Source organism: Dyella sp., assembly GCF_035486915.1.
Classification (GTDB): Bacteria; Pseudomonadota; Gammaproteobacteria; order Xanthomonadales; family Rhodanobacteraceae; genus Dyella_B.
In genome coordinates this window covers 1-11,904 of sequence record NZ_DATHMR010000035.1, presented here as the reverse complement: position 1 = coordinate 11,904, position 11,904 = coordinate 1, and the positions used below count along the sequence as shown (strand labels likewise).

The window sequence follows — 11,904 nt, the reverse complement described above, 5'->3', positions numbered from 1 at the left end:
CACAAACGTGCCGCGCTTGCCATGTAGCACACCTGTTACACGTTCCATGGCGACATAGCCGGCCGAGCCTTGCACGCCGCCCATGGCAGCGATCATCTCGCCAAGGCTCGTCGCCTCCAGATCGCCATGAAATTGCTTATCGATGGTCTGCCGCCCGAGATTGGCCGACTCGATACCGGGTGCGGGAGGTTGCGGGGCGAGCTTTACGTCGAAAGGTCCAGTGGCCTGCATGACAGGATTCTCCGATTGGCTTTGTGGCCGCGACATTAGTACAACTCTCATCCACAATAATTGGAAAAACGCGACATCCCTGGACAGATCGATGACAACCCACAACCTGAGTCAACCTCGCGGAGTTCTGCATCAGCGCCTGAAACAGGGCGAGTTTCAACATGTCCGCCGTGCACCCTCGTGGCGTCTGTCCGGTTTGATCGAACACTATTGGTACGTATCGTGGGACTTGCGCGATCTACCTGCGCAAACGCAGGAAACGCTGCCGCACCCCAATGTGCAGTACGTGATCGAGCCAGGACTGACAGCTATCTACGGTGTACACACGGGCCGCTTTACCCGCGTGCTCGAAGGGCTCGGCCGCGTGTTCGGCATCAAGTTCAAGGCCGGTGGTTTTTTCCCTTTCTATGGTCGACCCGTGTCCGGCTTGATGGATAGTTCGCTCGACCCCTCGACGATTTTCAGCAGCTCCGCCGGCGATTTTGAAAAGCATATTTTTGCCAGCGAGGGCATCGATGCGATGGCCGAGGCGGCAGAACAATTGTTGCTCACGCACTTACCTGCCGATGATCCCAACGTAGTCCGTGTCAGTACGTTGGTCGCCACGGCCGCAAACGAGCGCAGCATTACATCGGTAGAAGAACTGGCGTCGCGCGCAAAGCTCACCAAACGCACGCTGCAACGATTGTTCGATCAGTACGTCGGCATAGGGCCGAAGTGGGTGATCAATCGATATCGGATTCATGAAGCCGTCGCACAGCTCCAAGCGGGCAGGCCCATCGATTGGATGGAACTGGCATTGGCGTTGGGCTATTTCGATCAGGCGCATTTCATTCGGGATTTTCGCCAGCTGGTGGGATCTTCGCCGTCGGCCTACATCCGCACTCAAATTCGCGCCCAAGCGAATGGCGCATAGGCCGCGCTTGCCAGCAAGCAAGTAACACGCAGACGGGCATCCTGGTCGCTGCCCGCCCCCGTAAAACCCAAAAATTTACGCAATCCATACGGGGTCGCAGACCTGCGATACCCCGATTTTATGTGTCCGCCTGCACTATGGCGCCCCATGAAAACACTCAATCTTCGCATGGCATGCATGATAGCGGCGGCGTTGCTTTTCGCCGTTTCCGTCATGGAGCTTGCGCACCCCACCGCCGCTTGTGCCCTCGCGAAACTATTGTGCTACACGCAAGATGCACGGTTGGCGGATGTCGCTCACATGTGGCGCGCTATAGCGCTTGTCTCGCTGTATGTGTGCGTGCAAAGTTCTGTGCGCGGCTTGAAATAAACGCATCGGCATTAACGACGAAAGCAACAGGATGCCTGACTGGCGCCGAACCTCAGCTACGCCGCATTCCGCCTGCCCTGCACGCAGGGCAGCGGGTGAAATCAACGCGCCACGACGGTTCGAAACTAGTCAGCACAAGATCATCCAAGTCTTGTAAAAAAAGCGGCGCCTTTGCGCCGCTTTTTTATTGCATCCGAACGAGACGCGCCGAACCTCAGTCACGCCTTGTGATAGACCTCGGCACCCTGCTCGCGGAATTCGGCAGCTTTCTCGGCCATGCCTTCGCTGAGCGCCGCGTTTTCGTCCACGCCGTGCTCGGCTGCGTAATCGCGCACGTCCTGCGTGATCTTCATGGAGCAAAACTTCGGACCGCACATCGAACAGAAGTGCGCGGACTTGTGCGCATCCTTTGGCAATGTCTCGTCGTGGAATTCCTTGGCCTTTTCCGGATCGAGGCCGAGATTGAACTGATCGTCCCAGCGGAATTCGAAACGCGCCTTGCTTAGTGCGTTGTCGCGCACCTGCGCACCGGGATGACCTTTCGCAAGATCGGCGGCGTGCGCGGCGATCTTGTACGCGATGATGCCGTCGCGAACATCCTGCTTGTTGGGCAGGCCGAGGTGTTCTTTCGGCGTGACGTAACAAAGCATGGCGGTGCCGAACCAACCGATCATCGCCGCGCCAATCGCGCTGGTGATGTGATCGTAGCCGGGTGCGATGTCAGTGGTCAGCGGCCCGAGCGTGTAGAACGGCGCTTCGTGGCACTTTTCCAGCTGACGCTCCATGTTTTCCTTGATCAGCTGCATCGGCACATGGCCGGGGCCTTCGATCATGGTCTGCACATCGTGCTTCCACGCGATCTGCGTGAGTTCGCCCAGCGTATCGAGCTCGCCGAACTGCGCGGCGTCGTTCGCATCGGCAATGCAGCCCGGGCGCAACCCGTCGCCGAGACTGAAGGATACGTCGTACGCCTTCATGATTTCGCAGATGTCTTCGAAATGCGTGTAGAGGAAATTTTCCTTGTGATGCGCGAGGCACCACTTGGCCATGATGGAGCCACCGCGCGAGACGATACCGGTCACGCGTTTGGCGGTGAGCGGCACGAAACGCAGCAGCACGCCCGCATGGATGGTGAAGTAATCCACGCCCTGCTCGGCTTGCTCGATCAGCGTGTCGCGGAACAGTTCCCACGTAAGGTCTTCGGCCACGCCGCCGACTTTTTCCAGCGCCTGATAAATCGGCACGGTACCAATCGGCACCGGCGAATTTCGGATGATCCACTCGCGCGTTTCGTGAATGTTCTTGCCGGTGGATAGATCCATCACCGTGTCGCCGCCCCAGCGGATCGACCACACGAGTTTTTCAACTTCTTCGGCGATACCCGACGACACCGCGCTGTTGCCGATATTCGCGTTGATCTTGGTGAGGAAGTTGCGGCCGATAATCATCGGCTCGCTTTCCGGGTGATTGATGTTCGCCGGAATGATCGCGCGGCCGCGCGCAACTTCATCGCGCACAAATTCCGGGGTGATCGATTTGGGTAGCGAGGCACCGTACGCTTCACCCGGATGCTGCGTGCGCAGCGCACTGTTCTGCAGCGCTTCGATGCGCTGGTTCTCGCGAATGGCGATGTATTCCATTTCCGGGGTGACGATGCCGCGACGTGCGTAATGCATCTGCGTGACGTTCGCACCGGCTTTGGCGCGCAGCGGTTTGCGGATGTGGCTGAAGCGCACTTCGTCGAGCTTCGCATCTGCAGCGCGTTCGCGACCGAATCGCGAGCTGAGCCCTGCAAGCTCTTCCACATCACCGCGTTCGGCAATCCAGGATGCGCGCAAGGCCGGCAAACCGGCAGCGAGGTCGGAGTTGTAATCGGGATCGGTGTACGGACCGGAGGTGTCGTAAATGGTAATCGCCGGATTGCTTTCGCCGCCGAACAATGTCGGCGTCTGCGCCTGGCAGACTTCGCGCATCGGCACTTTCAGATCGGGGCGACTGCCCTGCACGTAGACTTTGTGCGATCCGGGAATCGGCCGCGTCACAGCTTCGGAGAGATCTTGCGCGGCGCGCACGAGTTCGGAGGGCAAGGCATTCATCGGCATTCGTCCTTCTAGTTATCCGCACGAATGGTGCGAAGTTCGTGCGATACATCCGCACGGGAACGAAGCGACGGCGCCAACGCACGATATTCCGTGCGGCGAAGCTCCCTACACCGGTGCTAACCGGATCAGGTTCGAAGGGTGTCTCTCAGCCGACTGCGGTCGGCACCCCCGCTTCCAAGGTGCTATTTGACCACGAAGCGGGGTTATAGACGAGTGTAGAGCTCAGTGCGGGGCGTAAGCGCGCAGGAACATGGCAACGCCGGCACGGGCGTTTTCTTCCATTTCCCTGGTGTAGGTCTGCACGCACTCGGCGCAGCCGAACATGCGGCGCATCATCATGTCGCCCTTGATCAGTGACATGAATTGCATGGCGGCACGCGGCACGTTGTCGATATCGAGCTTGTGCGCGTCAACCGCTTGCTGCAGCAGGCGTTCCATCAACCCACGGGTACGCATCGGGCCTTCTTCCCACATCAGCTTGCCGTAACGGGGATTGCCCTGGCGGCAATCGCTGAGAATGGCGCGGAAGGTTCCGACGTTCTCCGGATCGCAATCCAGCTTTGCATGGACCAAGGCGACGCGATTGAGGATCTGGCCAACATCCGCGTCGGGATCGAAGCTGTAGATATCTTCCGGCAGAAGATCCTGGATGCGCGCGCGGATGACTTCGCGGAAGAGATTGTCCTTATCACCAAAGTGACTATAGACGGTGAGCTTGGACACGCCTGCTTCGGCGGCAATGGCGTCCATGCTGGTGCCGGCGAAGGCGTTGCGGATGAACAGGGCTTTGGCAGCCTCTAAGATCGCCGCGCGCTTCTCCATGTCTTTCGGGCGACCGGGCCCGTGAGCTTTGGTGAGCGGGATCGAGTTCATGGTTGCACCTTCACAAATCAGTCTACCCAATTTATTATACGGGACGGTTTAATTATTTCCTGAATGATACCGAATATTCGTGCTATGTGTGAAACGACTCCTGAACTAGCGCTCACCACCCCCTATCGCCAGGCCCAGCGCCTGCTGGCCGACTGGCTGGAGAGGGACGTGGTCGGCGCGCTGCGCGAGGTTTTCGCGGTGCGCGCGGCGCTAGCGGGCTTGAATGGAGTCGAACAGCACAGTTTGTCGCGTTGGCTTGCCTGGTTGTGCGTGGCGGCGGCCAGCCGCGGCGAGTCGATTCTAGGACGCATTCGGCGGCTGGATTCAAGCCTCGGAGCGAGCACTGAAAAAGCTCTTTCGCACCTCCCTGCGGGCATGGATTTTCAGACCGTGCGCAGTCGTCGAAAGAGTGCGTAAGTGTCCGCGGACACAGCTATTTACATGACTTACGTCAGATCATCGCGATGACTTCCGGCACTTCGTACAAACTGGCTCAACCCGCAGGCTAACCATTGTCGAAACAGGGGCTAAACGCGTATCCTTTTTGACCTTTTTCGATCCCCAAAGGCTTGTTTCCAGATGGCGATGAACTTCGATCAGGCGCGTCAAAACATGGTTGAGAACCAGGTGCGCCCCTGGGAGGTGCTGGACGGTCGCGTGCTCGAAGTACTGGGCCGCGTACGCCGCGAAGACTTCGTTTCGCCCGCACACCGCCAGCTGGCTTTCACTGACATGTGCCTACCCATCGGCCACGGCGAAGTGATGATGAAGCCCGTCGTTGAAGGCCGTGTGTTGCAGGCGCTCGGTTTGAAGCCCGAAGACCATGTGCTGGAAATCGGCACGGGCACAGGCTTCCTCACCGCTTGCATGGCGAACCTCGCCGGCCATGTCACCAGCGTGGACATGCATGCCGACTTCACCGCCGCCGCGGGCCAGCGCCTACAGGCCGCGGGGGTCAGCAACGCACAGCTGGTGACGGGTGAAGCCGTCATCGCCTGGCAGCCACAAGGCACGTTCGACGCCGTGGTTGTCACAGGCGCCGTTCATCGTATTCCCGACCGTTTTCTTGGCTGGCTGAAACCAGGCGGCCGATTGCTCGTCATTCGTGGCGACTCGCCGGTGCAGCACGTGATGCTACTCACCCACGAAGGCAACGGTCGTTACCACGAAGAGAGCTTGTTCGAGACGGATCTCCCGTACCTCGCGCATGCTGAACCACCCCGCCGTTTCGTTTTCTGATTCCGCTACCCCGAAACCCCACGAGGCAAACCATGCGCTTGAAGCTTCTGACCCTTGCCCTGTCGTTGGCTGCAGTCTCCCTGCCCAGCCATGGCGAGGATTTGCTGGATGCATACCGTCAGGCGCGTGCGAACGACCCTGTACTGGCCCAGGCTGACGCCACCCGTCTCGCTGTCCGTGAAGGTGTGCCGCAGGCGCGCGCGCTGTTGTTACCGCAGATCAATGGCAGCTTCGGCCTCCAGCAGCAAAGCGTCAGCGGGTCCAGCGGAGCGAGCCAGCTGGAAAGTAGTGGCCAGGGCAGCTCGGGCGACATCGGCAGCCACATCCGTACGCGCAATGTCGGTGCAGAGGTGGATCAAACTGTTCTGAACCTTGCCGACATCGCCAACCTGCAGGCGGCACATTCGACGGCGAACGCACAAGATCAAACGTACGACGCCGCTGCGCAGGATCTTTTCGTCCGCGTCGCGACCGCCTACTTCACCGTGTTGAGCGATGAAGATCAGGTGACCTTCGCCAAGGCGAACGAAGAGGCATTGCGCGTGACCTACGATCAGGCCGACCAGCAATACAAGGTCGGCATTGCCGCAGTGACCAACGTCTATCAGGCCAAGGCGCTGTACGAGGCATCCAAGGCCACCACCATCAGCGATGAGAACACGCTGGCCAATGATCGCCAGGCGCTGACGGTAATTACCGGCCAACCGACAGGCGACCTGAAGAAGTTGCGCGAGGACGTGCCGCTGGACCCACCGTCCCCTGCCGACCCGCAGGCCTGGGTGGATGTCACCAGCAAGAGCAACCCGAACATCCTGTCGGCGCAATACTCCGTTGATGCGGCCGAGCACAGCGTCAACGCTGCGCGCGCCGGCCATCTGCCGACGATTTCGGCAAGCCTGAGCCGCGACAAGAGCACGTCATGGGCCGAGAACGGTGGCTACAACCCACTGGGCAATGGCCGTTGGGGCAACACCATCGGTGTCACGCTGTCGGTGCCCATTTTTTCCGGTGGTCTGACCCAATCGAAGGTTCGCCAGTCGATCGATCAACGCGACGAAGCACAGGATTCGCTGGAATCCATTCGCCGCCAGTCGATCCAGAACACATTGAACTTCTACAATTCCGTCGTTGCCGGTATCAGCGAAGTGAAATCGGGCAAGTCCTCGGTCGAGTCGGCACAGGAAGCGCTCAGCGCGACCAAGGCCGGCTTCCAGGTCGGTACGCAGATCATGCTGGACGTGTTGAATGCGATTCAGGTGCTGACGCAGAACCAGAGCCAGTATTCGCTCGCTCGCCATCAGCTGGTGCTCAATCGCCTGCTGCTGAGGCAGTCCGCCGGCACGATCGATTACAAGGACATGGAATACATCAACTCGTTGTTGCAGTAATCGCGCAACATGCATCAAAAAAAGGCCGGGAAATCCCGGCTTTTTTTGTTCGTACGTTTTATTTTTGCAATGTCATTCCTGCAGCATGCGATCGATCAGCTTCATCACGCGCCCCACCGCGCCTCGCTCACTGTCGAACACAACACGCGCCTGCTGCCCCATGTGAGTGCGCTGCTCGGCGTGCTGCAGAAGCTCGAGCACCTCTCCACCTAACGCTTCACTTTGCAGCACGCGTTTTGCACCACCGCCACGAATCAGCGTCAGCGTGATTTCTTCGAAGTTGAAGGTATGCGGCCCCACCAGCACCGGCTTGGCCAATGCTGCGGGCTCCAGAACGTTGTGACCGCCGATGGGCACAAGACTCCCACCGACAAACGCCAGATCGGATGCCGCAAAGAACGGCATGAGCTCACCCATCGTATCGATCAGAAACACCTGATGTGCCGCACCGGGAACGCGCTCGGTGCTGCGCATCGCCATCGAGAATCCAAGGCTTCGCACCGAATGTTCGACCAGACGAAAGCGCTCGGGATGTCGCGGCGCGATCAACAGTAATGCATCCGGAAAACGCTTGAGAACTTCGAGGTGAGCTTCCAGCACCGCAAGCTCTTCACCTTCGTGTGTGCTGGCGGCAATCCACACCGGCCGCAGATGTCCCCATTGCTTGCGAAACATTGGGCCACCTTCGAGCGCCGCGATCGGCACCGGCATGTCGAATTTAAGGTTGCCACTTACCGTGACCATTGCCGGATCGGCACCGAGCAACCGATATCGCGCCGCGTCGGTGCGCGATTGCGCAGCGATCTGGCGCACGCAACGCAAGGCCGAACGCAGCAGCGCGCGCATCGGCGCATAGCCACGCAGCGAACGTCCCGAGAGCCGCGCGTTGACGATCATCAACGGAATCCCGCGGCGATGGCAGCCGAAATAGAGATTCGGCCAGATTTCGGTTTCCACAATCAGCGCCAGACGCGGACGTATCTGGGTCAAAAAGCGATGCACGGAAAACGGCAAGTCATACGGCAGATAGACATGAAACACGCTGTCGCCGAACAACTGCGAGACGCGCGCGGAGCCGGTAGGCGTCACCGTCGTCACGACCAGCGGGGCGTTGGGATAGTCCTCACGCAAGGCCTTGATCAACGGCTCGGCCGCATTCACCTCGCCGACCGAGACGGCATGCACCCAGATGCTGCCACGCAGATCCGGCGACTTGAAAATGCCGAAGCGCTCCGGCCACCGCTCGTGGTAATTGCCATAACGCATACCGCGCGTCAGCAGCCGCATCACGATGATGGGCGTGGCGAGGTACATCAGAATCGTATACAGATAGCGCAACGGACATCCCCAACGGTGACGCAGCAGTATAAGAGGCCGCGCAAGCCCTGAAAGCGGGCTAATAGCTTCCGGCGCGGGCCGCGCAGAGGTCCTAGGCAGGCTCTAAAGCCCCGATGCCCCGGTACAATACGCACGATGCCTGGAACACCCCGTCCCGTTTTTACCCGCTCCCTACTCTCTCCACGCCTCTGGCCGGCGTGGATCGGCGTGGGCGTGATGAAGCTGATCGCCATGCTCCCCTATGGCATGCTCATGGGGATTGGCCGCGTACTCGGCGCCATCATCGAACGCGTTCCCTCGCCGCGGCGCGAAGTGGCCGCGATCAATGTCGGCCTGTGTTTCCCGGAGCTGGATGCCAAGGCACAAACCGAACTGGTCGATGCACATCTGCGCGATATCGGCATGATGCTGATGGAATTCGCGCTCGGCTGGATGGGATCGGATCGCGCCATCGCGCGCATTCCCGTGACCGTCGAAGGACTGGAACATCTTGAAGCGGCGCATGCCCAGGGCCGCGGCGTGCTGCTGGTCGGCGGTCACTTCTCGCATCTGGAGCTGTGCGCGCGACTGGTTTCGCAACGCATCCGCATCGCCGGCATGTACCGGCGCATGGACAACCCGGTGTTCGAATGGACCGTGCTGCGCGCGCGCCTGGGCTATGCGCGCGCCATGTTCGACAAGGACGATATTCGTGGCACGGTGAAATACCTACGCAACGGCGGCACGCTTTGGTATGCCCCCGACCAGGACATGCGCAGCAAGGACAACGCATTCGTGCCGTTCTTCGGCGTTACAGCGGCGACCATCAAGGCTACCCATCATCTGGCGCGAATGTCCCAGTCGCTGGTGATCCCCTTCTTCCATCGCCGGCTGCCCGATAACAAGGGTTATGCCCTGCGCCTGGGTGCGCCTCTGGAAAACCTGCCCAGCGACGACGCGGATGCCGACACGGCACGGGTCAACCTCGCCATCGAGCAGATGGTGCGCGAGGCGCCGGAACAATACCTTTGGGTGCACAAGCGCTTCAAAACGCGCCCTGAAGGGCAACCGCAGATCTATTGAGCAAGACAGGCCAGCGACAGGCTCGCCCGGTAGATAAGCAGGCTGGCTTTTTCAAGCATCCCCGTACCATGTCCCAGTCTTGTCCGCGCTGCAGGCCGGCCTCCCGCCCGGCCCCTTGGTTTGCCGTAAGCTCTTACGCGGGGCTGACACGGAGTGCCGCATGACCGCAGCGGAAGGACAACAGGGTCGGGCCTGCCCGATTTTCATGTACCACAACATCGCCCAGGCCCCGAAAGGTCTGCGCCGCTGGCGAAGCCTGTACGTCAGTCCCGGCGCATTTGCGCGGCAGATGTGGCTGTTGAAAAGCCTCGGCTATACCGGCCTGTCGATGTCCGATGCCATGCCTTATCTGCGCGGCGAGCGAAAAGGCCGCATTGCCGTGGTCACCTTGGACGACGGCTACATCGACAACCTCGAATCGGCCATGCCGGTGCTGCAACGTTACGGCTTTACCGCCACCTGCTACGTGGTGAGCGGCAGCGTCGGACGCTTCAATAATTGGGATGCCGAAAAGCTCGGCATACAAAAGCCGTTGATGTCGCCCGCGCAGATGCGTGCCTGGCATGAGGGCGGCATGGAAATCGGCGCGCATACGCGCAGCCATCCGCGCCTCACGCAATGCAACGATGCACAGCTGCACGAGGAAATTGCCGGCTGCAAGGCGGATCTGGAAGATCACCTAGGCGCACCAGTCACCCAGTTTTGCTATCCGTATGGCGATATGAACGATCGCGTCGCCGACATCACCCGCGATGCCGGTTACGACGCCGCCACCACCACCCATCGTGGACGCGCCGTCATCGGGACGGATCTGTGGCGCCTGCCCCGTGTGCAAGTTGCGCGACACCACGTACTGCCGCAGTTCGCTATGCGCGCTTTGACCAATTACGAGAATCGACGCGCATGAAATTCCTTTTTGTCGGCACCAATCCGGAGAACACCGGTGCCGCGACGCATTTCGTCGCGCTCGCTCAGGCAATGGTGGAAGCGGGCCACCAAGTAAGCGCCGTGGTCTATCCGGATGGCTTGATTGCGAAAAACCTCGCCGCATCGGGCGTGCGCATCTATCCGGCCAAATTTCGCAACGTGTTCGATCTGCGCGGCTACTTCGCGACGATCAAGGCCGCGCGTCATCTTCGTCCGGATTGGCTGGTCGGCAACTTCGGCAAGGAATACTGGCCGCTGATTCTGATGAGCCGTCTGCTGAGCGTCCCGGTTGCGTTGTTCCGTCATCGCACGCCACCAATGGGCCGTGTTTCGGGTTATCTCGTGCCGCGGTTGGCGCAGCGCTTTTTCGCCGTATCCAGCCATGCGCGACAGGCATATCTGGATCGCGGGATTCCACCGCAACTGGTGCGCGTGCTTTACAACCCGGTGAACATGCAATGGTGCAAGCCCGATCCACAAAAGCGCAGCGAGATCCTGCATCAGTTGGGCATTCCGCAAGACGCCATCGTAATCGGCTATGTCGGCCGCATGCACGGAAGCAAGGGTATATACACCCTGCTGGAAGCTGCTGAGGGTGCGATGGTGCAGGAATCGCGCCTGCATTGTTTGTGGCTCGGTCACGGGCCCGATGCGCAAGCTATCGGCGAGCGCATTGAAGCGGGATCGTTTGCACATCGGCATCACATGCTGGGGTGGATCGATGATGTGCATCCTTATTACAGCGCTATCTCGATGTTGGCGTTTCCGTCGATCGCGACCGAAACGTTTGGTCGCGTATCGGTAGAAGCGCAGGCGGCGGAAGCGCCGGTGCTGGGCAGCAATATCGGTGGCATTCCTGAAACGCTTTCGGCGAATGTCACGGGCTTGTTGCTGCCGCCGGGGAATGCGCCTGCGTGGCGCAATGCGATCTTGCGTATGTGCGATGCCGACGTGCGTGTGCCGATGGGTGTTGCTGCGCGCGATTTCGTGGACCGCCATTTCAGTACGCGTGTCATTGCCGATGAATTCGTGAGAATTCTGGGCGACGGCTAACGTCGCGCATTCCGTGACCATCATTCCAGCGAAGGCTGGAGTCGCTTTTCAACAGCGAAGCTGGTCATCCAGTGACTTTGGTTTTCATTTGTGCGTTGACGCCAGGTTGCTCGCCTACGCGGCGGGCGTTTCGTGCCTCTGCCGAGGCCCGAGTCACTTTTCTTTGCGTGCCCAAAGAAAGGGCACCCCAAATGCGGTGCTCTCCGGGCTGCACCCTCCGAGACCGTGAGAGAGGGCCGGGCTTTTCGACAGGGCTCCTGCCCTGGCGAAAAGGAATTGGCATCCATGCCAATTCCCCTGCGGGCCTTCTCGTCCCTCTCTCACTCACCGCATAAGGGGACCCCTGCGCGCGTAGCTCACACTCTTGAAAGAGCAAGGAGCAAGGAGCAACAGCAGAAGCAAAAGC

Annotated in this window: 11 protein-coding genes and 1 riboswitch; of the genes, 7 read left to right on the top strand and 4 right to left on the bottom strand. The window is 59.9% G+C overall.

Going from position 1 to position 11,904, the window contains the following annotated elements:
- On the bottom strand, positions 1 to 231 hold a 231-nt coding region (locus tag VK725_RS03555; protein ID WP_325316678.1), incomplete at its 3' end, for a DUF3224 domain-containing protein.
- Positions 232 to 322: 91 nt separating this feature from the next.
- On the opposite strand from VK725_RS03555, the gene VK725_RS03550 reads away from it, so the two are divergent.
- On the top strand, positions 323 to 1,147 hold the full coding sequence (locus VK725_RS03550; RefSeq protein ID WP_325316677.1) for an AraC family transcriptional regulator: 825 nt from the start codon (positions 323 to 325) through the stop codon (positions 1,145 to 1,147).
- A gap of 587 nt (positions 1,148 to 1,734) precedes the next feature.
- Here VK725_RS03550 and thiC read toward each other — a convergent pair.
- Entirely contained in the window at positions 1,735 to 3,612 is a 1,878-nt protein-coding gene (thiC, locus tag VK725_RS03545; protein WP_325316676.1) for a phosphomethylpyrimidine synthase ThiC, read from the bottom strand.
- Positions 3,613 to 3,703: 91 nt separating this feature from the next.
- Positions 3,704 to 3,798: riboswitch (TPP riboswitch) on the bottom strand.
- Between the two features lie 42 nt (positions 3,799 to 3,840).
- Entirely contained in the window at positions 3,841 to 4,440 is a 600-nt protein-coding gene (locus VK725_RS03540) for a TetR/AcrR family transcriptional regulator (RefSeq protein WP_414648443.1), read from the bottom strand.
- Positions 4,441 to 4,575: 135 nt separating this feature from the next.
- On the opposite strand from VK725_RS03540, the gene VK725_RS03535 reads away from it, so the two are divergent.
- The 3 genes from VK725_RS03535 (at position 4,576) to VK725_RS03525 (ending at position 7,118) form a co-directional block, all read left to right on the top strand.
- On the top strand, positions 4,576 to 4,908 hold the full coding sequence (locus VK725_RS03535; RefSeq protein WP_325316674.1) for a hypothetical protein: 333 nt from the start codon (positions 4,576 to 4,578) through the stop codon (positions 4,906 to 4,908).
- Between the two features lie 162 nt (positions 4,909 to 5,070).
- On the top strand, positions 5,071 to 5,730 hold the full coding sequence (locus VK725_RS03530; RefSeq protein ID WP_325316673.1) for a protein-L-isoaspartate O-methyltransferase: 660 nt from the start codon (positions 5,071 to 5,073) through the stop codon (positions 5,728 to 5,730).
- Between the two features lie 32 nt (positions 5,731 to 5,762).
- Positions 5,763 to 7,118 carry a TolC family outer membrane protein gene (locus VK725_RS03525; protein WP_325316672.1) on the top strand — a complete coding sequence of 452 codons (1,356 nt, stop codon included), beginning with the start codon at positions 5,763 to 5,765 and terminating at the stop codon, positions 7,116 to 7,118.
- 72 nt (positions 7,119 to 7,190) lie between these two features.
- On the opposite strand, the gene waaA is transcribed toward VK725_RS03525, so the two are convergent.
- On the bottom strand, positions 7,191 to 8,456 hold the full coding sequence (gene waaA / locus VK725_RS03520) for a lipid IV(A) 3-deoxy-D-manno-octulosonic acid transferase (protein WP_325316671.1): 1,266 nt from the start codon (positions 8,454 to 8,456) through the stop codon (positions 7,191 to 7,193).
- Positions 8,457 to 8,591: 135 nt separating this feature from the next.
- Between waaA and lpxL the strand changes: the two genes are divergently transcribed.
- From lpxL to VK725_RS03505, 3 genes are all read left to right on the top strand, one after another.
- Positions 8,592 to 9,518: an LpxL/LpxP family Kdo(2)-lipid IV(A) lauroyl/palmitoleoyl acyltransferase gene (gene lpxL / locus VK725_RS03515; protein ID WP_325316670.1), complete on the top strand. Its 927-nt coding sequence runs from the start codon at positions 8,592 to 8,594 to the stop codon at positions 9,516 to 9,518.
- Positions 9,519 to 9,678: 160 nt separating this feature from the next.
- Entirely contained in the window at positions 9,679 to 10,425 is a 747-nt protein-coding gene (locus tag VK725_RS03510; protein WP_325316669.1) for a polysaccharide deacetylase family protein, read from the top strand.
- On the top strand, positions 10,422 to 11,498 hold the full coding sequence (locus tag VK725_RS03505; RefSeq protein WP_325316668.1) for a glycosyltransferase: 1,077 nt from the start codon (positions 10,422 to 10,424) through the stop codon (positions 11,496 to 11,498). Before VK725_RS03510 ends, VK725_RS03505 begins: the two co-directional genes overlap by 4 nt.
- Positions 11,499 to 11,904 lie beyond the last annotated feature (406 nt).